Source organism: Seohaeicola sp. (assembly GCF_048006315.1).
Taxonomy (GTDB): Bacteria; Pseudomonadota; Alphaproteobacteria; order Rhodobacterales; family Rhodobacteraceae; genus Seohaeicola.
This window is the reverse complement of the sequence record NZ_CP180350.1, coordinates 2040555-2062530: the sequence shown is the minus strand read 5'-3', so window position 1 is coordinate 2062530 and position 21976 is coordinate 2040555. Positions and strand designations below refer to the sequence as shown.

Annotated in this window: 22 protein-coding genes, 1 pseudogene and 1 riboswitch; of the genes and pseudogenes, 6 read left to right on the top strand and 17 right to left on the bottom strand. The window is 61.5% G+C overall.

What is annotated here, in order from left to right:
* Positions 1 to 21 precede the first annotated feature (21 nt).
* From ACMUJL_RS10385 to ACMUJL_RS10355, 7 genes are all read right to left on the bottom strand, one after another.
* Complete coding sequence (locus ACMUJL_RS10385) at positions 22 to 789, bottom strand: CbtA family protein (RefSeq protein WP_375568470.1); 768 nt, start codon at positions 787 to 789, stop codon at positions 22 to 24.
* Between the two features lie 17 nt (positions 790 to 806).
* On the bottom strand, positions 807 to 983 hold the full coding sequence (locus ACMUJL_RS10380; protein WP_375568472.1) for a CbtB domain-containing protein: 177 nt from the start codon (positions 981 to 983) through the stop codon (positions 807 to 809).
* Between the two features lie 32 nt (positions 984 to 1015).
* Positions 1016 to 1240: riboswitch (cobalamin riboswitch) on the bottom strand.
* A 70-nt stretch (positions 1241 to 1310) separates the two neighbouring features.
* Positions 1311 to 1970 carry a DsbA family protein gene (locus tag ACMUJL_RS10375; protein WP_375568474.1) on the bottom strand — a complete coding sequence of 220 codons (660 nt, stop codon included), beginning with the start codon at positions 1968 to 1970 and terminating at the stop codon, positions 1311 to 1313.
* A complete protein-coding gene (locus ACMUJL_RS10370; RefSeq protein WP_375568476.1) occupies positions 1967 to 2404 on the bottom strand; it encodes a disulfide bond formation protein B in 438 nt (145 codons plus the stop codon). Before ACMUJL_RS10370 ends, ACMUJL_RS10375 begins: the two co-directional genes overlap by 4 nt.
* A complete protein-coding gene (lspA, locus tag ACMUJL_RS10365; RefSeq protein WP_375568478.1) occupies positions 2391 to 2876 on the bottom strand; it encodes a signal peptidase II in 486 nt (161 codons plus the stop codon). The genes ACMUJL_RS10370 and lspA overlap by 14 nt, the downstream gene beginning before the upstream one ends.
* The gene (locus ACMUJL_RS10360; protein WP_375568480.1) at positions 2873 to 3496 is read right to left on the bottom strand and encodes a methyltransferase family protein; all 624 of its coding nucleotides are present in this window, start codon (positions 3494 to 3496) and stop codon (positions 2873 to 2875) included. The genes lspA and ACMUJL_RS10360 overlap by 4 nt, the downstream gene beginning before the upstream one ends.
* A gap of 4 nt (positions 3497 to 3500) precedes the next feature.
* Positions 3501 to 5786: a heavy metal translocating P-type ATPase gene (locus ACMUJL_RS10355; RefSeq protein WP_416914246.1), complete on the bottom strand. Its 2286-nt coding sequence runs from the start codon at positions 5784 to 5786 to the stop codon at positions 3501 to 3503.
* 89 nt (positions 5787 to 5875) lie between these two features.
* Here ACMUJL_RS10355 and ACMUJL_RS10350 point away from each other — a divergent pair, with 89 nt between their 5' ends.
* Both ACMUJL_RS10350 and ACMUJL_RS10345 read left to right on the top strand, forming a co-directional pair.
* Positions 5876 to 6316 (top strand): MerR family transcriptional regulator, encoded by a 441-nt coding sequence (locus ACMUJL_RS10350; protein WP_375568482.1) that lies wholly within the window; start codon positions 5876 to 5878, stop codon positions 6314 to 6316.
* Entirely contained in the window at positions 6313 to 6645 is a 333-nt protein-coding gene (locus ACMUJL_RS10345) for a YnfA family protein (RefSeq protein ID WP_375568484.1), read from the top strand. The genes ACMUJL_RS10350 and ACMUJL_RS10345 overlap by 4 nt, the downstream gene beginning before the upstream one ends.
* A 620-nt stretch (positions 6646 to 7265) precedes the next feature.
* Here the strand turns inward: ACMUJL_RS10345 and ACMUJL_RS10340 are convergent.
* The 5 genes and pseudogenes from ACMUJL_RS10340 to ACMUJL_RS10320 all read right to left on the bottom strand — a co-directional run bounded on the left by ACMUJL_RS10340 (position 7266) and on the right by ACMUJL_RS10320 (position 14309).
* Complete coding sequence (locus ACMUJL_RS10340; protein WP_375568486.1) at positions 7266 to 9263, bottom strand: acetyl-CoA carboxylase biotin carboxylase subunit; 1998 nt, start codon at positions 9261 to 9263, stop codon at positions 7266 to 7268.
* The gene (locus ACMUJL_RS10335) at positions 9251 to 10090 is read right to left on the bottom strand and encodes an enoyl-CoA hydratase/isomerase family protein (protein ID WP_375568488.1); all 840 of its coding nucleotides are present in this window, start codon (positions 10088 to 10090) and stop codon (positions 9251 to 9253) included. Before ACMUJL_RS10335 ends, ACMUJL_RS10340 begins: the two co-directional genes overlap by 13 nt.
* A 3-nt stretch (positions 10091 to 10093) precedes the next feature.
* Positions 10094 to 11248: an acyl-CoA dehydrogenase family protein gene (locus ACMUJL_RS10330; RefSeq protein WP_375568490.1), complete on the bottom strand. Its 1155-nt coding sequence runs from the start codon at positions 11246 to 11248 to the stop codon at positions 10094 to 10096.
* A gap of 12 nt (positions 11249 to 11260) precedes the next feature.
* Positions 11261 to 12763, bottom strand: a pseudogene (locus tag ACMUJL_RS10325) (acyl-CoA carboxylase subunit beta).
* Positions 12764 to 12921: 158 nt separating this feature from the next.
* A protein-coding gene (locus ACMUJL_RS10320) for an IS3 family transposase (protein WP_375568492.1) occupies positions 12922 to 14309 on the bottom strand; the annotation gives its coding sequence in 2 pieces (ribosomal slippage) (positions 12922 to 13973 and positions 13973 to 14309; 1389 coding nt in all).
* 74 nt (positions 14310 to 14383) lie between these two features.
* Between ACMUJL_RS10320 and ACMUJL_RS10315 the strand changes: the two genes are divergently transcribed.
* Positions 14384 to 15382, top strand: a complete 999-nt coding sequence (locus ACMUJL_RS10315; RefSeq protein ID WP_375568494.1) for an IS110 family transposase — start codon at positions 14384 to 14386, stop codon at positions 15380 to 15382.
* A gap of 264 nt (positions 15383 to 15646) precedes the next feature.
* Here ACMUJL_RS10315 and ACMUJL_RS10310 read toward each other — a convergent pair whose 3' ends face one another.
* Entirely contained in the window at positions 15647 to 16360 is a 714-nt protein-coding gene (locus ACMUJL_RS10310; protein ID WP_375568496.1) for an NAD(P)/FAD-dependent oxidoreductase, read from the bottom strand.
* 77 nt (positions 16361 to 16437) lie between these two features.
* Between ACMUJL_RS10310 and ACMUJL_RS10305 the strand changes: the two genes are divergently transcribed.
* The 3 genes from ACMUJL_RS10305 to ACMUJL_RS10295 all read left to right on the top strand — a co-directional run bounded on the left by ACMUJL_RS10305 (position 16438) and on the right by ACMUJL_RS10295 (position 17599).
* Positions 16438 to 17040 carry a helix-turn-helix domain-containing protein gene (locus ACMUJL_RS10305; RefSeq protein ID WP_375568498.1) on the top strand — a complete coding sequence of 201 codons (603 nt, stop codon included), beginning with the start codon at positions 16438 to 16440 and terminating at the stop codon, positions 17038 to 17040.
* A 149-nt stretch (positions 17041 to 17189) separates the two neighbouring features.
* Positions 17190 to 17471 carry a methyltransferase domain-containing protein gene (locus ACMUJL_RS10300; RefSeq protein ID WP_375568500.1) on the top strand — a complete coding sequence of 94 codons (282 nt, stop codon included), beginning with the start codon at positions 17190 to 17192 and terminating at the stop codon, positions 17469 to 17471.
* The gene (locus tag ACMUJL_RS10295; protein WP_375568502.1) at positions 17468 to 17599 is read left to right on the top strand and encodes a hypothetical protein; all 132 of its coding nucleotides are present in this window, start codon (positions 17468 to 17470) and stop codon (positions 17597 to 17599) included. The genes ACMUJL_RS10300 and ACMUJL_RS10295 overlap by 4 nt, the downstream gene beginning before the upstream one ends.
* A gap of 95 nt (positions 17600 to 17694) precedes the next feature.
* On the opposite strand, the gene ACMUJL_RS10290 is transcribed toward ACMUJL_RS10295, so the two are convergent.
* Genes ACMUJL_RS10290 through ACMUJL_RS10275 form a run of 4 tightly spaced genes read right to left on the bottom strand, consistent with a single transcriptional unit; the run spans position 17695 to position 21952 of the window.
* A complete protein-coding gene (locus ACMUJL_RS10290; RefSeq protein ID WP_375568504.1) occupies positions 17695 to 19134 on the bottom strand; it encodes an N-acyl-D-amino-acid deacylase family protein in 1440 nt (479 codons plus the stop codon).
* Positions 19135 to 19138: 4 nt separating this feature from the next.
* A complete protein-coding gene (locus tag ACMUJL_RS10285; RefSeq protein WP_375568506.1) occupies positions 19139 to 19645 on the bottom strand; it encodes a TRAP transporter small permease in 507 nt (168 codons plus the stop codon).
* 10 nt (positions 19646 to 19655) lie between these two features.
* Positions 19656 to 20642, bottom strand: a complete 987-nt coding sequence (locus ACMUJL_RS10280) for a TRAP transporter substrate-binding protein (RefSeq protein WP_375568508.1) — start codon at positions 20640 to 20642, stop codon at positions 19656 to 19658.
* 23 nt (positions 20643 to 20665) lie between these two features.
* On the bottom strand, positions 20666 to 21952 hold the full coding sequence (locus ACMUJL_RS10275) for a TRAP transporter large permease (protein WP_375568510.1): 1287 nt from the start codon (positions 21950 to 21952) through the stop codon (positions 20666 to 20668).
* Between the last annotated feature and the right edge of the window lie 24 nt (positions 21953 to 21976).

The following is a 21976-nucleotide window of genomic DNA, read 5'->3' as shown; positions in this document are numbered from 1 at the left end:
TTTGCCTCCGCCGAGCCTCTGTCAAACGCCGAGCGTAGCCACTGAGTGCGATCTGCTCGGCTGGCGCAGCACGCAAACGGCGAGGACCAACCATGCCGCCGCAGCGAGCCCAAGGGCGCGACCTGCGAAGGCAGCCGAAAGTTCTGGTGGAACTGGCCCGGTGAAGGCTTCGGGTTCGGGAGCCAAGAACATCAGGATCGTCAAGGCAATCAGGCCAACTCCGCCCCAGAGGGCGCGCGCATTGCTGAATGCAAGGCCTGCAAGTGTCGCCGCTGTGACGGCTGCAGTTGCCGCCCACCAGACTTGCCGCTCTCCTAGCGGGCCAGCTGCCATGCCCGGAAGCTCCGGCGCAAGTCCGAACGACGGGACAAGCGCGAAGACCGCAAATCCCGCCGCGCCCCAAAGGACGGCATGCCCCGCCGCTTCGCGGTAGCCGCGCTGACGCGCCATATCGACCGACCCTGCAAGGAGCAACCCATAGGCGGCGTAGGCCACAAGGAAGAAGCCTGCGGTCAGTGCATCGCGCGAGAGCTCCCATGGCGTATCAAGGCGTTTCGGCATTGCGCCGGGCGCCTTTGTTTCAGTGGCGTCATGGTCCGGGTCGACCGTGGCCGCATCGGAGTGGTGGTCTTCGCTGAGGCCCGACTCAAAATCATGAACACGCGCCCCGGATTCATAGTCTTCGGCGCGCAACAGGAGGGGCTGCAAAAACACAAGGTGTAGAACTACAGCAACGAGGGCCGCTGCGGCCCCCGAAAGAAGGCCGTTCGCAACAGGATTAGAATGCATCTATGGCTCCTGCGCGCTCAGTGACAGGGGAAGCCGGTCGCGTGCCGGGTGTCATGGGCCGAATTGTGCAGCACCTCGGCCCCCGCAAAGCCGCCGACAAACAACAGCGCTAATCCTAGAGCGATCGCGGTCAGTTGTGATGCAAGGTTCGCCGACTTCGAGGTTGCGGGAAGGGTTTTCGTCAGGGTCGTCATTTCTGGTCCTTTCGCTGTCACACCCGACAGCTGTTCGGGGTTTCTTGCCTGGCCGGTCTCCTGACTCGCGGGTCGCTGCGCACCTTTCCCCTTCCCGGAGCCAAAAATACCCCAGTGGCTGAATGAAAGGCCGCTCGCCGCTTACAGTCGCGGGGGCGGTCGGGGCTTCAGGCCTCCTGATGGATAGACCCTTCCCCGTTCCCGTTTGATCCTCGGCACTTTGTGCATTGCGAGGAACCAAGCTACTGCAATCTTGATGTGAATGGTTTTCAAGTCAACTCCTGTATCTCCAGAAGCGTTCGCCCTTTTTGCAGGGCGACTGATCGGTTAGCTATTCTCGACCGCGAACCGCACATCGGCGATCAGGCTGTCGGCGTTGAAGTTCTCCAACCGCTTGCCATTCAGAAAGAAAGTCGGCGTTTGTCGAATGGCCAGGGCTTCGACATCGGCCGCATCCTGGTTCAGGATGCCTGTGATTCCCGGAAAGAACTGGTCGGTTTCCGCCTTTTCCAGATCGAGACCTGCGGACCCAGCGATTTCCCAGGCGACATCCATCTCGGGCGAGCCATGAACGGCCCAGCCGGGCTGTTGTTCCAGAAGCGCGTCCAGCACCGGCTCGAACTTGTCCTGCATCCGGGCGGCCTCGAGTATCCGCACCGCCTCGTCCGAGCCTTCGTGAAAGACGGTGTAGCGCAGCACGACGCGGACCTGTGTGGGAAACAGCCGCCGGATTTCCTGCACCACCGGGTGGTAGGCACGGCAGGCCTCGCAGGAGGGGTCAAAGAATTCAACCAGTGTGACGGGCGCATCTGCGGGGCCGAAGCTGGGGGAATAGTCACGGACCAACAGTGCCTGATCCTCGGTTGGCGTGGCGGCGGCCACCGCCTCTGCCTCGGCCGCGTGGCGACGGTTCAGGACGATGGCGCCGCCTGCGAAGGCGGCAAGCCCGAGTGCAGAGGCCCCGATCAGAAGAGTGCGGCGGTTCATGGGCGTTGTCCTTTCGGCAAGAGGAGGCAGACAAGGATCGCTGCGAAGGCGACCACGGAAAGATAGGGGATCGGCAGGCCAAGAATCATCTGCGCCTCGCCGGTACAGGAGGGGCCGTTCTCGGTGCAGGGCACGATCGGCGCAGGCAAGAACCCTGCGTAAAGGCCAGAATGCCATACCGCAAGCGCGAGCCCGGCGATGGCCAACGGCAAGCCATAGGCGCGCGCCATCCCGTCGCCCCGCCAGAGCGACATGCCGAGGATCGGCACCAAAGGGAACATGGCGATGCGCTGATACCAGCAGAGGGTGCAGGGCATCTGGCCCAGCACCTCACCGATAAAGAGCGCGCCAAGCGTGCCCGCCAGTGCGATCAGGAAAGCGACGGTCAAGGAAAGGTCGTCACGCGACAGGCTCTGCGGGTCAGCTTTGGTCAAGAACCGGCTCCTTGCGGCGACGAAGGGGAAGCGAGGCGGCAAGGATCAGGACCGCGCCGAGAGTGATCGCAATATCGGCGACGTTGAACGTTGGCCAGTGCCAGTCGCGCCAGTAAAGATCAAGGAAATCGGTCACGGCACCCTGCCGCAACCTGTCGATGATGTTGCCAAGCGCCCCGCCCACGACCAACGCAAAACCTGCCCGTTCCAGCGCGTGCTGCGCCCGGAATGCCATGACGGCGAAGGCGATGGTCAGTGCGCCCGTCAGCGCAGCCATCAGAAGGGGCTTACCCGCCATGAACCCGCCCATCATGCCAAAGCTCGCGCCGGTATTGAACCCGAGGGAAAGGTTGAAGCCCGGCAGGACCGGGACCGCAGTCCCCTGCGACAGCAGCGACAGCGCTGCGGTCTTGGTCAACTGGTCTGCCACCACTGCGGCAGCAATCAGCGAAGTCAGCATCACCCTGGTCATTCTACGTCCTTGCTCTTGATGCCGATCCAGCGTGGGACCGACGCGGCGTAACGATCATAGTCCGGCCCGATTGCTGTGCGCAGGGCGGCCTCTTCGGACCGCACTTGCGTGCTGGCCGACCAGAGAAACATGACTGGGGCGAGGACGGTAGGGAGAGAGGGAACCGCCATCGCAACACCTGCCAGCAGTGCCGCTTGCCCCACAAACGTCGGGTTGCGGCTGAACCGGTAGAGCCCGCCGCAGACCAGATCGCCGGTTTCGCCGCCGACCACGCCGACGCGCCAGGATGATCCCATCGACATCTGCGCGGCAAAAGCCACCATCGCGCCAAGCCCTGCGACAAAGACCCCGACCAAGCCAAGAACCACAGCGCGACCCTCGGTCCAGAGCAAGTCGACCTTGTGGAACCCGGGCACGGCGAGCCAGAGGAGCGGCCCGAAAAACGCCAGCGCAAAGGCCATACGGAACCCCATCGCTGCCAAGCGGTCCCTCCCTGTGGCGCGCGCGAACAGCCAGACCGGGCGCCCCGCCGCTTGTGCGGCCAAGGCGCTGCCCCAGAAGAACAGTGCCAGATAGCCGAAAAGAAGGGCCAGCGCGGCCCAGCCAAAACCGGAGATCATCTGCTCAGCCCTCGCGTTCCGGGTTGAACCGCAGCAGACGCAGGGCGTTCAGCGTTACAAGCACGGTTGCACCGGTGTCGGCGAGAATTGCGATCCAGAGGCCGGTCAGTCCGAATACCGAGGTCACAAGGAACACTGCCTTCAGGCCAAGCGCGATGGTCACGTTCTGGCGGATATTGGCCATTGCCGCGCGCGAAAGGCGGATCGTGGCCGGAATGTCGGTCACCCGGTCGCGCAGAATCGCCGCATCGGCGGTTTCCAGCGCCACATCGGTGCCCGATCCCATTGCCACGCCAACGCTTGCCTGCTTCAGCGCGGGCGCGTCGTTGATGCCGTCGCCGATCATCATCACGCCGCCTTTGGTGCCGATCTCGCGGATGTAGGCGAGCTTGTCCTCGGGCATCATGTCGGCTTCGAACTTCAGCCCGAGGCTTCCGGCAATCGCAGCGGCCGTGCGCGGGTTGTCGCCGGTCAGGATGACCGCAGTCACCCCCATGGCCGTCAGCTGGCGCACAGCGTCTTTGGCATCCGCCCGCGGCTCGTCCCGCATGGCGATCAAGCCAAGCGGGGTCTTCTCGCGGAACACGGCGACCGCGGTCTTGCCATCCTCTTCGAAGATCGTAGCCTGCCGCAGGCCAAGGCCATCGAGCCCACCATGCTCCATCGCGTATCGCGGAGAGGCGACCCATGCAGGCACGCCGCCCACGGTTGCGACAACCCCTTTGCCCATCAGCGCCTTGGCATCTTGCGACGGCAGCGCGGTCACGCCGGCCTCCTTTGCCTTGTTCAGGATGGCGATGGCGAGCGGGTGGCTCGACCCCATTTCGACCCCTGCCGCAACGGCCAGAAGTTCAGCTTCTGTGGTGGCCCCGAACAGCACCAGATCTGTCACTTGCGGGCGGCCATGCGTCAGCGTCCCAGTCTTGTCGAAGGTCACGACATCGACCTTCGCCGCAGCCTCGATCACGGCGCCACCCTTCATCAAGAGCCCGCGCCGCGCCCCGGTGGACATTGCCGAGGCGATGGAGGCAGGCACCGAGATGACCAGCGCACAAGGGCAGCCGATCAGGAGCAAGGCAAGGCCGCGGTAAACCCAGGCGTCCCAGGGCTGACCAAAGGCCAGCGGCGGCACCAGCACCACCAGCGCCGCCACGGCAACGATGGCGGGCATATACCAGCGGCTGAAGCGGTCGATGAAGCGTTCGGTCGGCGCGCGGGCCTCCTCGGCCTCTTCGACAAGGCGGATGATGCGGGCAATGGTGTTGTCTTCGGGGCCCTTGGTCACCTTGACCCGCAAGGCGGCCTCGGTGTTGATCGAGCCTGCAAATACGGATTCCCCCGGCCCGCGCGTCTTGGGCACGCTTTCGCCGGTGACCGGGCTTTCATCGACGCCTGAGGTGCCATCGGTGATCTCGCCATCGGCCGGAATGCGGTCGCCGGGACGCACTAGCACAGTCTGGCCCACGGACAGGCTCGCTGCTGGCACCTCGCGCGTTGTGTCGGCGGTGACCAGTTGCGCCGTCTTCGGCACCAGATTTGCCAGCGCCCGGATGCCGTCCCGTGCCTTGCCTGCGGCCACGCCCTCCAGCACCTCTCCCACAGCGAAGAGGAAGACAACCAGCGCGGCCTCTTCAGCCGCATTGATGAACAGCGCGCCGATGGCGGCGATGGTCATTAGGCTTTCGATGGTGAAAGGCTGCCCCATCCGCAGCGCGGCAAAGGCGCGCTGCGCCACCGGGGCCACGCCGATCAGACAGGCGGCGACAAAGGCCCATTTGCCGACCTCGGGCGCCAGATATTCGATGACCCAGGCAGCACCGAGCAACAGGGCGGTGAAGATGACCAGTCTGCCCTTGGCCGTCTGATACCAGCGCTTGCCCCGGTCGGCGGGGTCGTCATGGACATGGCCGGGGCTGCCGTGGCCGCTGTCATCGCGCTTTGCACTGGCGACATTGGGGCCGTGGTCGTGCCCGGCGTGATCGTGGCCCTCATGTGTCGTATGGTCATCGTCATGCCCATCGTGGGCATCAGGCAGCACAAAATCCTTCTTCGCACCGGTAGCGCGCGGCGCAATCTGGTAGCCAAGCGCCCGGACGGTCTTTTCGATCTTGTCCTGCCCGGTCTGCGCCTCATCCAGCGTCAGCCGCAGGCGTTCCGTCATGATCCCGACCTCGACGCCGCTCACCCCCGGCAGGCGTGCCACCGCATCCTTGATCTTGGTCGCGCAGGAACCGCAGTCCATGCCCGTCACGGTCCAGTCACAGGACGTTTCGCGTGCAGCTTCCGACATCGTCATTCCTCCTGCCGCTGTGCGGACAGTTGCTTTCATCGAATCAGGAACCTAATGTCTCTAGCAACTATAGCTTCAAGGGGAATCTGATGCTGACCATCGGAAAACTGGGCGAGGCAGCGGGGGTGAAGGTTCCGACCATCCGCTACTATGAACAGATCGGCCTCTTGCCCGAAGCCGAGCGCAGCGCGGGCAATCAACGGCTGTACGGCCGCAAGGCGCAGGAACGGCTGGCTTTCATCCGCCACGCCCGCGATCTGGGTTTCACGCTGGAGGCGATCCGCGACCTGCTCAGCCTGTCCGACAGACCTGACCAATCCTGCGCCGCCGCCGATGCCATCGCCAAGGCGCAACTTGCCGAGGTCGAAAGCCGCCTCGCTCGCCTGACCGCCCTCAAGGCCGAACTGGAACGCATGGTCGTGCAATGTGCGGGCGGGAGCATCGCCGATTGCCGGGTGATCGAGGTTTTGAGCGACCATTCCCTTTGCGCAACCGATCACCGCAACCCGGAAAGCGAGGTGCCGTCATGACCGCGCCCGGCACACTCGCCATCTATGTCGGAGCGGCATTGGCCGAAATCCTTGGCTGCTTTGCGGTCTGGACCTGGATGCGGCAAGGGGCGAGCCCTCTTTGGTTGGTCCCCGGCCTCCTCAGCCTCGCCGTTTTCGCTTGGCTCCTGACCCTGGCCCTCTCCGATTTCGCAGGGCGCGCTTATGCGGCCTACGGTGGCGTGTACATTGCGGCGTCGCTCGTCTGGCTTTGGGCAGTGGAGAAGCAACGCCCGGACACTTGGGACATGACCGGCGTCGCAATCTGCCTCGCCGGTGCCGCCGTCATCCTGTTCGCGCCGAGGGCGTAGGGGGTTCCGTTGTCCAGATTGGCCGAGGGTTGAACGTCACCCCTCCTCGGACAGACTTGTCCTGCGACCATCCGAGGCTCCGGATGGAGAAACGGAAGCGAGGCTCTCAGCCAGAGGCCCCCATCACACATTGAGCCGCAGGATACTGCGGCATGAACGAATGGCCGGTCTCGGGCGCGCGAGACCGAGCGTGATGAAGGTCGGCTTAGGGCCGATTTCGGCGTCAGAGCGATCATCATTTTCGCTCGGCGGCGGAAGTCCATGTCAACGTCATGTCAACGAGCGTACGTCATTTTGCGCCGATCTGTGACGACGAATGCATGTCAATGTCGGCCAGTGTAAGCATTGAAAATTTGTAAAATCAAAGGCTTGTCAGATAAGCTGTTGGTTTCCTTAAGTTATTGGAATCGTGGAATTTTAGGCTCATAACCTGAAGGTCGTAGGTTCAAATCCTACTCCCGCAACCAGATTTAACCAAGCGATTACAATGCAATAAGCGCCCCTCGGGGCGCTTATTGCGTTTTGCCAGCCCAAGTCCAGGCACCACCTGACGAGGCTATCAGGGATGAAGTAGAGGGCTTCAACAACGAGCTGTTCGACGAAGCAGGCCCTCTCCGTTCTCACTCGACCTGGTCTTCACTGGACGCGATGGTCATCAGCAACTGTCTGATCTTGACCTGAGCACCGCTGCTGACCGAGATACCAGCTACAACTCCGCTCACATCAGCCCGAAGCTGGTGCTCCATCTTCATCGCCTCCAGCACGGCGACAGTCTGGCCTTTGCTCACCCGGTCGCCAAGGGCGACGTTGACGGCGATGATCGAACCGTCCATCGGTGCCGTGACGCGGCCGCTCCCACCTGTTTCGTCACGGGCTGCGGGCAAATGGGTAGCGTCACGAAACGAGATGTTGCCAAAGGGACCGTCCAGAAAGAGTGTGTCCCCGTGAAAGACAAAGCGTGTGCGTCTGCGCACCCCATCGACGACGTAGGTGAAGTGGTCGGTATCAATGCCAAGCAGCTCGATCACCTCCTCTGTCACACCTTGTCGTGCGGTGCAGCGCAGACAGGTGCCGTGCCGATGGACCGTCAGATCAACAGCGTATGTCTTGCCGCCGCATTGCAGGCTAAAGCGCCAAGGTGCCGAACTGGCGTTGCGCCAGCCCGGGAAATCCGGCGTATGTGCGCTTTGGCCACCGGTTCGGGCATACATCAGCACCGCCGCGAGGCTCAATACCCTGAGCGACGGTGCGTCAGCGGTCATCGTCTCATCGCCCTCGAAGTGCTGCTGAAGGAAAGCGGTTGTTGCGCCGCCCTCGGCGAAAACCTTGTGGCGCAGGATCTTGGCCAGAAACGCCTTGTTTGAGTTCACGCCCAACAGGACCGTGTCCTCGACTGCACGAGCGAGCTTGCGCCGCGCCTCTTCGCGGGTGGCGCCATGGGTGATGATCTTTGCCAGCATGGGGTCGTAATGCGAACTGACAGACTGGCCCGCGCGGATGCCGTGATCGATACGAATTCCAGGTCCGGCCGGCATATCCCAGACCAGAACCTGGCCGGTCTGCGGCAGGAACTCGTTTTGCGGGTCCTCGGCATAGAGCCGCACCTCCATGGCCCAGCCGTCGAAGCTGATCTTGTCCTGGGTGAGCGGCAACGGCTCGCCGGCGGCAACGCGGAGTTGCCAGGCCACCAGATCCTGCCCAGTGACAAGCTCGGTGACCGGGTGTTCCACTTGCAGCCGAGTGTTCATTTCAAGGAAAAAGAAATTCCGGTCGTCATCGACAAGGAACTCAACTGTCCCCGCACCGCAGTAGTTGCAGGCGCGCGCCGCATTTACTGCCGCCTCGCCCATCGCCTGGCGCATCTCGGGGGTGACGAAGGGAGACGGCGCCTCTTCGACCACCTTCTGGTGCCGCCGCTGGATCGAGCAGTCGCGCTCGCCGAAATGGACCACGTTGCCATGCGCATCGGCAAAGACCTGTATTTCGACATGTCTTGGTTCGATCAGTGCGCGTTCGAGGATCAATTCGTCCGATCCAAAGGCTGATCTTGCCTCCGACCGTGCCGTGTGGATGCTGGCAATCAGATCGCGTGACGTCCACACCAGCCGCATGCCGCGCCCGCCACCGCCGGCAGACGCCTTGACCATGAGAGGATAGCCAATCCGCTCGGCTTCTTGAACCAGCCGATCATCCGATTGATCGCTGCCTTCATAGCCGGGGATACAAGGCACGCCGGCCTCGATCATTGCGATCTTGGAAAGCCGCTTCGAGCCCATCAGTTCGATCGCCTCTGAAGGGGGGCCGATAAAGGTGATACCCGCCGCGTCACAGGCCCGAGCAAAATCGGAGTTCTCTGACAGGAACCCATAGCCAGGGTGTACCGCATCCGCATTTGACAGGCGGCACGCCTCGATCAGCTTTTCCTTGGCCAGATAGCTTTCACCTGCTGGCGCGTCACCGATGCACACCGCCTCGTCTGCCTCGCACACATGCAGGGCGTCGATATCGGCATGAGAATAAACTGCCACGGTGCGAAAGCCCATCGCGCGGGCGGTGCGGATGACACGGACCGCGATCTCGCCCCGGTTGGCGATCAGAATCTTGTTCAGTTGGGGCATCTTGGCCTCCCTATCCCGTCCTGACGGGCCCACGTAGGGCGGCGTTTTTCCGCGAAGGCCCGCGTCCCTTCGCGCCCTTCCGTGCTGCGAACTGCGGTGGCAAAGCTCTGCGCAGCCTCGTCAAGAAGAGCCTCGCGATCCATGCTTGCGACCCGCAGGATCAGTTCCTTGGTGATGCGGTTTGCCAGTGGCGCGCAGTTGCGGATTTGCGTGATCTGGCGTTCCAGAAGGGCGTTCATTTCATCAAGGCCCTCGGTGACAAAATGGACGACGCCCAATCGTTCAGCTTCGACGCCGTCAAAACGGGCGCCTGTCAGGACCAGACGCCGTGCTTGGGTCAGACCCACACGTGTCACCACGAACGGCGCAATTTGTGCGGGTGGCACGCCAAGACCTGTTTCGGGCATGCCAAACTGCGCTCGGGAATCGGCAATAGCGATGTCGGACACACAAGCGAGGCCAAATCCGCCGCCCAGAACAGCGCCCTCAAGGCAGGTGATGACAACCTGCGGAGCCGAATCGACCTTGGCGATCATTCTGCCGAAGGCGCGGTTCAACTCGAAAACCGGATCGTGGTTATCGGTGGTTTCAGCCGATTTCGCCGCCACCATGTCCTTGATATCACCCCCGGCACAGAAGTTTCCGCCGGCGCCGCGCAACACCACAATGCGTATTGAAAGATCATCCGCCACCGCATCAAGCGCCGCGCCGATCTCTTCGACCATGGCCAGGTTCATTGCATTGCAAACGTCGGGCCGGTTCAGGGTAATCGCAAGAATGCCATCGGACCGTTCGATGGCTATGCAGGTGTATTCCGGTTTTGTCATGGGTCAGCTGCGTCCCGGGGCGATGCCCATCAGCTTGCAGATGATCCCCTGCATCACTTCGTCGGCGCCGCCGCCAATGGGTACCAGCCGCAAATCACGATAAAGCCGGTTGATGAGGCTTTCTTCGACAAAGCCCATGCCGCCCCAGAATTGCAGGCATTGATCGGGAACGGTGCGCGTCAGTCGGCCTGCTTTGAGCTTGGCCATCGAGGCCAGCAGCGTGACGTCTTCGCCCGCGACATAAGCTTCGGTTGCACGGTACAGAAGCGCCCGCAGCGTTTCGATTTCAGTCTGCATCTCGGCCAGCGCGAAATGCACGATCTGGTTGTCGAGGATAGACTGGCCGAAGGCCTTTCGATCGCTTGTGTAGTCGATGGTGGAGCTTACGCAAAACTCCAGACCTTTCACTGCCATCGCCGCACCAAAAAGCCTCTCCTCCTGGAATTGCTGCATCTGAAGGGAAAAGCCGCGCCCCTCATCGCCGATGCGGAAGCGTTTCGGCAGCCGCACATCCTCGAAAAACACCGGCGCGGTGTCCGAGGCGCGCATGCCCATCTTTTTAAGGCGGCTCCCGGTCGAAACGCCGGGCAGGTCCGATGGTACGATGAAAAGCGACTTGTTGCCGTGCTGGTTTTCTCCGCCTGTATTGGCGAGCACGCAGAAGAAATCCGCTTGTGTGGCATTGGTGATCCACATTTTCTGACCATTGAGGATGTAGTCATCTCGATCGAGGCGCGCAGTAGTCCGGATCGCCGCCACATCAGAACCTGCGTGCGGCTCGCTCACGGCGATAGAGGCCACCATGTCGCCTGCGATCGCGGGGGTCAGAAACTCGGCGCGCAACGCGTCGCTGCCATAGCGCGCCAGCGCCGGGGTCGCCATGTTCGACTGCACGCCGATGCCCAGTGGCACCCCGGCGGCATGGGCGGCGCCGATTTCTTCGGCAAAGATCACTTCGTAGCTGTAATCCAGACCCAACCCGCCAAATCCCTCGGGCTTGGATATTCCCAGCAGGCCAAGGTTTCCCAGCTTTTTGAACAGCTCATGGGCAGGAAAGGCGCCTGCATCGTCCCATTCCGCGGCGTGCGGGTTGATTTCATTCTCGACAAACCGGCGGACGGTTTCACGCAGTTCCTTGTGTTCGGGTGTTTCCAGCATGCTCATCCTCCTTCAGAACCGCGCGATGCCGAACGTGTTTTGGCGCAGTTCGCGCCGGTCTGCCGTGCGGCAGATGTCCAGCACATAAGCCAGCACCTTGCGGGTGTCGCGCGGATCGATCAGCCCGTCGTCTTCCATTCGCGCAGTCGAAGCCAGCGCCGTGGTCTGGCTGTCCATCTGCTCCTGCGTCTGCCGTTCCAGCGCGGCAAGCTTGTCTTCGTCGACTGCGCCCGCCCTGGCCATCTTGGCCCCGGCGACTATGCGCAGGACCATTCCTGCCTGCGAGCCACCCATGACTGCGGTGCGGCTGTTGGGCCAGGAGAACAGGAACCGCGGATCGAAACCGCGCCCGCACATGGCATAGTTGCCTGCCCCGTATGATCCACCCACATTGATCGAGATTTTCGGCACTTTCGCATTGGCCACTGCCTGGATCATCTTGGAGCCGTGCTTGATGATTCCGTTCTGTTCCGGATCGGTGCCGACGAGAAAGCCGGTGATATTGTGCAGGAACAGGATCGGGATACCGGCCTATTCACACAATTGAATGAACTGGCCTCCCTTGGCGGCACCCGGGGCGGTGATCGGCCCGTTATTTCCGATTATTCCAACCGGATGACCTTCGATATGAGCGTGGCCGCAAACCGTTTGGGCGTCGTATTCCGGCTTGAAATCAAGAAACTTGGACCCGTCGACGATACGCGCGATGATCTCGCGGCAATCATACGGCATCCTTGGGTCGACAGGCACCACACCTATCAGTTCGTTGGGGGAACAAAGCGGCTCGGCAAAGTCGCGGCGTGCGAGGTGGTCATCCTGCCACGGCAACTGCGCTGCGATCTCGCGTGCGATCCTGATCCCGTCGGCATCGTTCTGTGCAAGATAGTCGCCGACACCCGAAACCTGCGTGTGCATTTCGGCACCGCCCAGTTCCTCGTCCGTCGCAATCTCGCCGGTCGCGGCCTTCAACAGCGGGGGACCCGCCAGATAGGTCGTCGCCTGACGCTTGACCATCACGATGTAATCCGAAAGTCCGGGCTGATAGGCGCCTCCCGCCGTGGCGCTGCCATGCACCACGGTGATTTGAGGTACACCCGCAGCAGACATCCGCGCTTGATTGGCGAATGCGCGTCCGCCCGCGACGAACATTTCGGCGGCATAGGCCAGGTTCGCCCCGCCCGACTGCGCCAGTGTCACCAGCGGCAGCTTGTTTTCGAGCGCGATATTCTGAAGCCGCGGTTTCTTCTGCAGGCCAACCGGCGAAATGGTGCCGCCCTTGACTGCGAAATTATCGACAACGATCAGGCATCGAACTCCCGAGACATAGCCGATCCCGGCAATGCAGCCCGCCCCGGCGCCAGTGCCGTCGCGGTCGTCGAACATCAGATAACCGGCCAGGGAACTGAGTTCCAGAAACGGGGAGCCCCGATCCAAGAGAAGGTTCAACCGATCCTGCGGCATGACATTGCCGCGCTTTTCATACCGCGCGCGCGCCGCCTCGGCCGCCTCGGTCACCTTGGCCTCGATCGCGCGGAAATTGTCGACATGTGCCAACATGGCCGCGGCGTTGGCTTTGAAATCATCCGATTGCGGGTCGATGCTGTCCGTCGTCGAATGATTTGGGACAGGCGGCGTGATTTTGGTCTGGAGGGCTCCGGCTCTGTTGGTTGACTTTATGCTGCTTGGCGCTGATGGATCAAGCGCCGGTTCTGGATGGTCTGTGTTTTGATCTCCTCCCTTTCTGCCAGGATTGCCGGGCCGCGCCCGAAGTAAACGTCGGCAGGTGTCAGATTGCCGAGGCTTTCGTGATATCGGCGATGGTTGTAGTGCTCGACGAAGGCGGTGATCGCCGCCTCGAGTTCGCCCTCCAGGTAGTAGTTTTCCAGCAGGATGCGGTTCTTGAGGGTCTGGTGCCAGCGCTCGATCTTGCCTTGCGTCTGGGGATGGTTGGGAGCCCCGCGCACGTGATCCATGCCGTTCTTCTCGAGGTATTTGGCGAGATCTCCCGCGATGTAACAGGGTCCGTTGTCGCTGAGTAGCCGGGGCTTGTGTAGCACGGTGACGCTGTCACATCCTGATGCGGCCAGGCCAATGTCGAGCGTCGCGCTCGCCATTGTCCTCGGACCAATGGCGGAAAATGGCTCGCCATCATCTGCCCCCATGTTGGTGCAGAGCTTCCAGCCCACGATGTAACGCGAGAAGTCGTCCAGCACGGTGGACAGATAGAACCAGCCCCAGCCGATCATCTTGAGATAGGTGAAGTCGGTCTGCCACATTTGGTTTGGCCGAGTGGTCTTCTCCCTGAACTCGTCAGCAGCTTTGACGACGACATATGCGGGGCTGGTAATCAGGTCATAAGACTTGAGCAGTCGATAGACCGAAGCTTCTGACACAAAATACTTTTCCGTGTCGGTGAAGCGGACGGCCAGTTCTCGCGGGGACAAATCTGGCTCGTTGAGCGCCAAGTCCACAATCTGGTCCCGCACAGGATCCGGGATGCGGTTCCAGACCCTGGACGGCCGTGATGAGCGGTCTTCCAACCCTTCCGGGCCATGCTCGACGTAGCGATCATACCAGCGGTAAAAGGTTGTGGGCGGAATGCCAATCTGGGCCAGGGTTCGGCGGACCGGAAGGTGGGATTGCTCGACGATGCGAATGATCTCGAGCTTCTCGGATGCTGGGTATCTCATTCGCGGTCGCCCCCAGCCCCGCTCGTGTTTTTTTTGAGGACGCGGTTCTCAAGGATAAGGTCTGCCACCACTTCCTTGAGGGCCAAAGACTCGGCACGCAGGTCCTTGACCTCCGCGCTGGTTGCCTGGCGCGCCGTATCACCTGCCAGGCGCTTCTTTCCCGCCTCGAGAAATTCCTTCGACCAGCTGTAATACAGGCTCTGGGCGATCCCCTCCCGACGGCACAGTTCTGAAATGCTGTCCTCGCCGCGAAGGCCAGCCAGGACAATGCGGACCTTCTCTTCCGCGCTATGTATCTTACGGGTCGCGCGGCGGATGTCTTTGACGACCTTCTCGGCCTCGGCTTTCTTCGTCACGGGTTTCTTGCTCATCTTATGGAATGGACGCCCCTTGCACCCAAGACGATAATCTTCGGCAAACATAGCAAGCAGAAGGAGTTCACAGAATGCAGTTACTTGCGATTGATTTGGGCAAACAGTCCTTCCACATCCATGGAATTAGCAGTGAGGGCGAGGTGATCTCGAAGAAGGTGACCAGATCAAAACTCGAAGCCGTTGTTCAGGAACTTGCGCCGGCCATTGTTGCCATGGAGGCTTGCGCCAGCGCGCATCATTGGGGCCGACAGTTCGAGGCGCTCGGGTATTCCGTACGCCTCATTCACCCGCGGTTCGTCATGCCATTTGTCAAAGGTTCCAAGAACGACGCAGTTGATGCCGAGGCGATCCACGAGGCAGCCCTTCGCCCGACGATGCGGTTTGTGCCGGTGAAGACGACGGAGCAACAGGATTTACAGATGCTGCATCGAACACGCGACCGGCTCATTGCGCAACGAACCGGACTGATAAATCACATTCGCGGCCTCCTGGGAGAATATGGCGTAGTCATTCCGGTCGGTGCCTTTCGGTTCCGCAAAGATATCAGGACCGCCATCTCTGAAGCCAGCCTATCAACTCTGGCAAAACAAAACTTCAACGCACTCATCGCCGAGTTCGAAGCGCTGGACAAACGTATTACCGAGATCGACCGAAAGCTCGTTGCGATCTGCCGAACCGATGAACGGTGCAAACGCCTGGCAACTCTTCCCGGCGTCGGGCCGGTAATCGCTACCGCCTTGATTGCCGCTGTCGATGATGGACAACACTTCTCGTCAGGCAGGGCTCTTGCGGCTTGGATAGGGCTGGTTCCCAGGCAATATACGACGGGAGGCAAACCTCGGCTTGGTGGCATCGGCAAAAGAGGGAACCAATACTTACGCCGCCAGCTCATCCACGGTGCCAGGTCGGTGTTGATCAGGATATCCGCGCGCAGTGACCGGCGTGCCAAATGGGCCCAAGAACTACTTGTTCGCGCGGGTCACAACAAAACGCTCGTGGCAATTGCCAACAAAACAGCACGCATGGCCTGGGCGGTGTTGCGCAGCGGAGAAAGCTACAAAGCGACATAGCTGGAGCGCAGGGCGCTTCGGCTTTCAAGAATGCGAGGTGGATGACGATGGTGTAACGGCAGGGGCCGCCTATTCACAGCCTGTAAGGAGCGATGGCCATCAAAGGCCGGTCATCTTAAAAGGCAATGAAATCAGCGGATCCCATCGAGGCCAGGAGCGAACGTGCTTCAAAGAAAGGCCGGATAAATTCACGCATCCAATGCCGTCAATGCTATCGTGAAAAACACCTTGCGCAGGGGGCGTCCATAATTCGCTCCATGTAGGCTACGATGAGCCGGAAACCCTCCGTTCCGCAATATGCCTAAACTGTCCCATGGGCGCTGACGTCAGACAGGCCCCGGCCATTTGGCCGACCTCATCTGCCCAGGCACCCGCCGCGTTGACAACGACCTTCGCAGTCAGACCACCCTGCCCGGTGTCGATCTGCCAGCCCTCAGCGATTCTTGTCAGCGCACTCACGGGTGCGTTGGTGAGGACCGTTCCTCCGGCGGCCTTGAAGCCGCGCAGATACCCCTGATGAAGCGCCGACACGTCAATCTCGGAAGTGCCGCTGTCCCAAATGGCGCCGAGGGCGTAGCCTTCGCGCAGCAGGGGCAAGTGCCGTCGCAGTTCGGCTGCATCGACGCGCCGTACTGTTGATGTATCGGCCAGCTCTGCTTCCATTGCGTCTAGTGAGGCTGTCTGGTCTGCACGGGCAACAAAGGCTGCGTCGATTGGGGACAAGAGCGGATGATCTGCAAAGCCTTCGGGAGGATTGGTGAAAAAGGCCAGCGAAGCGCGCGTCAAGGCGCGTATGGGTTGTGGTCCGTAAATCGGCGAATAGACGGCAGCAGAGCGCCCGGTGGTATGATAACCGGGCTGGCTTTCCTGCTCGATCAGGATGACGCGGGCTCTCGATGCTAGTTCAGATGCCACTGACGCTCCAGCGATGCCCGCACCTATGACAGCGATATCGAAAGGCTTGGACAGATCAGACAAGAGCAACGTCTCCGTTGGGTTAGAATCGTTTTGCTTTTTTCCCCATAAACGCTAGGTTATTTTCCAATAGGAAAACCATGCAGAAGCTCATACCTGCTCTCGAACCAAGTGAAACGACCTCCGAGGCGGATTTGGGCGCGCGCGTCCGCGATATCCGCAAGGCGCGAAACTGGACCCTGAAAGAGGTTTCTTTGCGCACGGGGCTTGCGATTTCGACAATCTCCAAGATGGAGCGCGGCGAGATTTCCTTGACCTATGATCGCTTCATGCGGCTGGCCCAGGGCATCGGAATGGATGTGGGCGAGCTGTTCGATGCGCAGGCCGAGAGCTTTTCGCAAGGCACCGTCTCCGTCACCCGCGCGGGCGAGGCGCCGCTGCACCGCTCGGCGACATATGACTATGACATGCTGGCATCAGACGTGACCGGCAAGCACATGGTGCCCATGATCGGTCACATCAAGGCCCACAGTTTTGGCGCTTTTGAGGACTTCATCTCGCACCCCGGAGAAGAGTTCATCTACGTCCTCGAAGGCGATCTGACGGTACACCTCAAGGGGCGCGAGCCGATCCAACTGACCAAGGGCGACAGTATCTATTTCGACAGCGCGCTCGGGCACGCTTATGTCTCGGCCGGCGAAAAGGACGCAACTGTCTTGGGGGTCTGCTGGAAGCCAGGGTGAATCCGGGCTTTCCATGGGAAACCAGGCCCCAGGCACATTGACCGCATTCAATCTGGTGTTGATGCGCCCTTGATCGGACCACCTCAAGTCATTGCGAAGGAAGAATTTTTTCAACTCAAAACGCGCCTGTCATTCACGCGCGACTTGCCATGGCCGACGAAAAACACGCAGCGCGAACTATTCCGAGCCTGACTTTTTTCAGGGCAACCGCCCAGTCCCTTGTTGCGCAAGGGGATCAATTCGATGCCGTTCTCGCTTTCAGCTATCTGCGCCTGGTCCGGGACTTGCCAGATACCCTGCACAGCATTCATGACATGATTTTCCCAGGCGGGTTGTTCATCTCGAAGACGCCCTGCATCGCTGAGATGAACCTTTTGATCCGGCGCTTCATGCTTCCTGCGATGCGCGCTGTCGGAAAGGCACGCATGTGACGATTTTCAACGGCGCCGCGCTGAACGCGCAGGTGTCCGCGGCGGGGTTGGAATTGCTTGCCAGCGAACTCAACGCCGCGAAAGGTAAAGACGTAAGTGCCTATATCGTTGCGCGCAAGCGCTCCTGAACAAGCGCCGCGGTTCATGGCCGCGGCCTGGTGCATTCCACGCCCGGACCGGGCGACTTTGGGTCAACGTGACGCTCTATCAGCATCGCGCTGTGCTACATCCGGCGCAGGGGAACGCCGGGGCGGTTGCCTGTCGGCCCTCCGTCGATCCAGGTGCAGCTACCGTTGGCAAAGACCATCTCGATCCCTCGGGCGGGCTGACAGGGTTCGGCGAAACTTGCCATGTCCGCGATCATGTCCGGATCAAAAAGCACAAGATCCGCGAAATGGCCGGGCGCAAGCGCGCCTCGATCTTTCAGACCGAAGGTCCTTGCCGTCAGTCCCGTCATCTTGTGCACGGCCTTCTCCAGCGAGAACAGTCCGACGTCGCGTGCATAATGGCCAAGCACGCGCGGGAAGGTGCCCCAGGCGCGCGGATGCGGGTGCCTGTCCTGCACGATGCCGTCCGACCCGATCATCGTGGCGGGATAGGCGAGGATCCGGCGCACATCGTCTTCATCCATCTGGAAATAGACCGCGCCGCCGGGCAGCAACCGCTCTGCGGCTTCCGTCGGGGTGCACCCCATCTCGCGGGCGATGTCGTCAAGGTCTCGACCCGAAGCTTCGGGCATGGCGTCGGACCAGGTGATCATCACGCGCGCGCATTTGGCCACGCGTTCCGGCTGCAGGATGGTCGAACTGGCGGCATAGGGATAGGCATCAAGTGCCACGGACTGCTGCTTGCGCACCGCGTCGAACATGGGAAGGGTGACGCGCGACTTGCCGTGGTTGGCATGGCTCATGCACTTGTGATGCGAAACGATGACGGGCACGCCCGCTTCGGCGCCGATGCGGAAGGTTTCCTGCAACGACTGGATCACCTCGTCTTCCTCGTTGCGCATATGGGTCACGTAAAGGCCCCCCTGCGCGGCAAGGGTCCTGGAAATCGCGATCACCTCTTCGGTCGGTGCGGCCGAGGCGGGGGGATAGTATAGCCCGGTGGACAGACCGATGGCCCCTTGCTCCAGCGCCTCGGTCAGCAGGGCGCACATCTGCGCGATCTCGGCGGGTGTGGCGGCCCGGTCAAGCCGGTCCATCACCGCATGGCGCAGGTTGGAATGGCCGCACAGGCAGGCGCTGTTGACGGCTGATGGGCTATCCGCGAGCGTCCTGAAATAGGTTGCGAAATCCGGGAAAGCCCCGGTCTTTCCCGTGCTCATCAGGTTCAGCGGTGCGGGTGGCGCGGGGCGATCCGGCAGGAAAGGCGCGATGCTCAGGCCGCAATTGCCGTTGATCACCGTGGTCACACCCTGGCTGACCTTCGGCTCCAGCAGGGGCATGTCCAGAATGGCGCGGTCGTCATGGCAATGGCTGTCGATGAAGCCGGGGGCAAGGGCCAGACCATCCGCATCGATCACCCATGTGGCGGTGTGCCCCTGCAATTGGCCGATGGCGTCGATCCTGTCGCCCGTCACCCCCAGATCGCCATGCAGCGAGGGGCCGCCGCTGCCGTCGATCAGCCTTGCGTTGCGGAAAAGAATATCGAAATCGGGCATGGCTTCAGCTTTCCAGGGGTTTGCCTGTGTCGCCGGCCCAGCGGGCGGCAAGATGCAGCAGGATGACCGACAGCGACAGCGGAACCGCCACCGCGACGAAGATGGTCGGGAAGTCGAGCGTTTCGGAATAGGTCCGCGCGTGGCGCAGCAGGAACCCGCGCGAAAGGCGCATTCCGGGCCCCACGAAGCAATAGTAAAGCGCCGGCAGCACGAAGATCAGCACCGCGATGCTTTGCAGGCCCAAGACAAGCCTGCGCATTCCATCCGATAGCTGGGGGCGGAAAACTGCGGGGTCGAAGAACCGCTTGAAGGACAGCGTCGCCCCCAGCAATCCGGCCCAGATCATCAGGTAGCGCGAGATTTCCTCGGTCCAGACCGGAGGCTGGAAGAAGACGTAGCGCGCCACCACTTGCAGCATCACGACAAGCACAAGCAGGACCAGTGCGAGGATGGCGATGCGGACCACAATCGCATCGACCATATCGCTTGCCTTGATGATCAGCCCCCGCATCTGCCGATGCTCAATTGCGGACCTGCGCGAGGGCGGCGGCATAGGCGGCGCGCTCATCTTCGGACAGGACCTGCTTGTGCACCGCCTCGGCCAGCGCCAGCATCTTGTCACGCTCGCCCGGTGCCAGTTCGGTGACCGTCACCCCGGCATCGGCGAATTGCGCGTCAACCGTCTTTGCCCATTCGGTGACCCAAGCGCGGTTTGCGGCAACGCCTGCTTCAATCGCTGCCGCGATCGCCGCGCGATGCGCATCGGACAGGTCCGACCACCAGTCTTCGGAAACCACGACCGCCCGCAGCGAGGGGGCCAGTGCCGCCGGTGTGTAATGCTTGAGGTATTGGGTGTGGCCCGTGCGCAAGGCTGCATTTGGCGGGTTCACATAGCCATCCACGATCCCGGTTTGCAGTGCGTTCGCGACTTCGCCCCATGCGACGACGGTCGACTGCACGCCCAGAACCTGGAAAAAGGCAACCTGTCCCTTGTCCAGCGCGCGCATCCGCAGGCTGGCCAGATCCTCGAGGGTCGAAACGGGTTTCTGCGCATTGAAGATACCCGCATCCAGTCCGCGCTGGTTGAAGGCGACAAGACGCAAACCGCTGTCCAGAAGCGGTGCGTTCATCTGATCAAGCAGATCGGTTCTTGCAATGACCTCGTCGAATTCCGCGGCACTGCGGAACATGAAGGGCATGATCAGGCCACGCAACATGGGGCTGATCGATGCAGGCGAGGTTGCCGCCGCCAGGTTGATCTGGATCAGCCCCTGCGCTGTCTGACCGATACGCTCCTTTTCCGATCCCAGCGCATCGGACGGGAAGACCTCGACCTGCATGCCGCTGGCGGCCAGAGCATCGCGGAAGCCAACCACGAATGCATATTCCGAGTTCGTCTCAAGGTCCTCGGCGCCGTTCATGGCGATCTTGATCGTGTCTGCCGCGGCTGGCCATGCCAGTGCCACGGTCACCGCAAGGGTCGAAAGTGCTGTTTTCCAATGTTTCATGATGTGTCCTCCCTGGGAACGGTTCAAGGCATCAGGCCAAGCCATGTGGGCAAGGCCAACGAGATTGACGGAAAGGCGACCAGCGCTGCCAGCAGGGCGACTTCGACCACGAAGAAGGGAAAGGTCGCCTTGATCAGTTGCCAGTAGTTTGCGCCCGTGACGGTCGAGATGATCAGGATCACGCCACCCAGCGGCGGCGACAGCAGGCCCACGGTGATGTTGAAGCAGATCACGATCCCCAAATGAACCGGGTCGACGCCAAGATCGATTGCGACCGGCACGAATATCGGGGCCAAAAGGGCGACGGCGGCTTTGACATCCATCACCATGCCGGCCAGCAGGAACACGATGTTCAGCACCAGCAGGTATTCGGTGCGCCCAAGCCCAAGGCCCACCACGGCGCCCGAGATCTTCTGCGGCCATTGCGCCAGGGCGGTCACATAGCTGAAGGCCGAGATCGCACAGAGAATGATGAAGATCGCCCCCAGAAGAAGCAGCGTGCGTTCGCCCGCCAGACGCAGTTTGGCGCCGTCCAGTTCGCGATAGGCGAAGCCGATGATCAGGGCGGCAACCACCGCGATCCCGGCGGATTCCGCCGGTGTCGTGAAGCCGAACAGCACGCCGCACAGGATGATCACGGGCAACAGCAGGGCAGGCAGCGCCTTGCGCAGGCTTGGCCAGAAAGGGGGCAGGTCGGCCCCCTTGCCGCCGGGATGATCCTGCACATGGGCATAGATCCCGTTGACCAGCAGCAGGACACCCGCCAGCAACAGTCCCGGCAGGACGCCTGCCGCGAACAACGCGGCAATCGGCGTGTTCATCAGCGCGCCGTAGAAGATCAGGATGATCGAAGGCGGGATGATCGGCCCGATGATCGATGATGCCGCGGTGACGGCCGCAGCGTAGTTCAGCGAATAGCCCTGCCGCTGCATTTGCGGAACCAGCGTATTCGACAGTGCCGCCGCATCGGCCGCCGCCGATCCGCTGATCCCCGCAAAGAAGACCGAGGTCAGGATGTTCACATGCCCCAGCCCGCCCTTCAGCCGCCCCACGATGGACATCGAGAAATCGATCAGTGCCCGCGCAATGCCGCCGCGGTTCATCAATTCTCCGGTCAGGATGAAAAGCGGCATGGCCAGAAAGGCAAAGACATCCAGCTGGCTGAACATCCGCTGCGGGAGGATCGCCAGATAATCGGCTTGACCCAAGGCGATGAAGGTCATGACGGATCCCGCGCCGATGACATAGGCGATGGCCCCGCCTGCCGCCAGGGTCAGTAGAACGTATCCAAGGATCAGCCAGCCCGCCATGCGTCAGGTCATCCGACGTCTGGC

What these genes read in the sequence shown, in the direction of transcription:
- ACMUJL_RS10385 (WP_375568470.1), bottom strand. Translation starts at nt 789, where the DNA reads ATGCATTCTAATCCTGTTGCGAACGGCCTTCTTTCGGGGGCCGCAGCG.
- ACMUJL_RS10380 (WP_375568472.1), bottom strand. Translation starts at nt 983, where the DNA reads ATGACGACCCTGACGAAAACCCTTCCCGCAACCTCGAAGTCGGCGAAC.
- ACMUJL_RS10375 (WP_375568474.1), bottom strand. Translation starts at nt 1,970, where the DNA reads ATGAACCGCCGCACTCTTCTGATCGGGGCCTCTGCACTCGGGCTTGCC.
- lspA (WP_375568478.1), bottom strand. Translation starts at nt 2,876, where the DNA reads ATGACCAGGGTGATGCTGACTTCGCTGATTGCTGCCGCAGTGGTGGCA.
- ACMUJL_RS10360 (WP_375568480.1), bottom strand. Translation starts at nt 3,496, where the DNA reads ATGATCTCCGGTTTTGGCTGGGCCGCGCTGGCCCTTCTTTTCGGCTAT.
- ACMUJL_RS10355 (WP_416914246.1), bottom strand. Translation starts at nt 5,786, where the DNA reads ATGTCGGAAGCTGCACGCGAAACGTCCTGTGACTGGACCGTGACGGGC.
- ACMUJL_RS10350 (WP_375568482.1), top strand. Translation starts at nt 5,876, where the DNA reads ATGCTGACCATCGGAAAACTGGGCGAGGCAGCGGGGGTGAAGGTTCCG.
- ACMUJL_RS10345 (WP_375568484.1), top strand. Translation starts at nt 6,313, where the DNA reads ATGACCGCGCCCGGCACACTCGCCATCTATGTCGGAGCGGCATTGGCC.
- ACMUJL_RS10340 (WP_375568486.1), bottom strand. Translation starts at nt 9,263, where the DNA reads ATGCCCCAACTGAACAAGATTCTGATCGCCAACCGGGGCGAGATCGCG.
- ACMUJL_RS10335 (WP_375568488.1), bottom strand. Translation starts at nt 10,090, where the DNA reads ATGACAAAACCGGAATACACCTGCATAGCCATCGAACGGTCCGATGGC.
- ACMUJL_RS10330 (WP_375568490.1), bottom strand. Translation starts at nt 11,248, where the DNA reads ATGCTGGAAACACCCGAACACAAGGAACTGCGTGAAACCGTCCGCCGG.
- ACMUJL_RS10315 (WP_375568494.1), top strand. Translation starts at nt 14,384, where the DNA reads ATGCAGTTACTTGCGATTGATTTGGGCAAACAGTCCTTCCACATCCAT.
- ACMUJL_RS10305 (WP_375568498.1), top strand. Translation starts at nt 16,438, where the DNA reads ATGCAGAAGCTCATACCTGCTCTCGAACCAAGTGAAACGACCTCCGAG.
- ACMUJL_RS10300 (WP_375568500.1), top strand. Translation starts at nt 17,190, where the DNA reads ATGGCCGACGAAAAACACGCAGCGCGAACTATTCCGAGCCTGACTTTT.
- ACMUJL_RS10290 (WP_375568504.1), bottom strand. Translation starts at nt 19,134, where the DNA reads ATGCCCGATTTCGATATTCTTTTCCGCAACGCAAGGCTGATCGACGGC.
- ACMUJL_RS10285 (WP_375568506.1), bottom strand. Translation starts at nt 19,645, where the DNA reads ATGCGGGGGCTGATCATCAAGGCAAGCGATATGGTCGATGCGATTGTG.
- ACMUJL_RS10280 (WP_375568508.1), bottom strand. Translation starts at nt 20,642, where the DNA reads ATGAAACATTGGAAAACAGCACTTTCGACCCTTGCGGTGACCGTGGCA.
- ACMUJL_RS10275 (WP_375568510.1), bottom strand. Translation starts at nt 21,952, where the DNA reads ATGGCGGGCTGGCTGATCCTTGGATACGTTCTACTGACCCTGGCGGCA.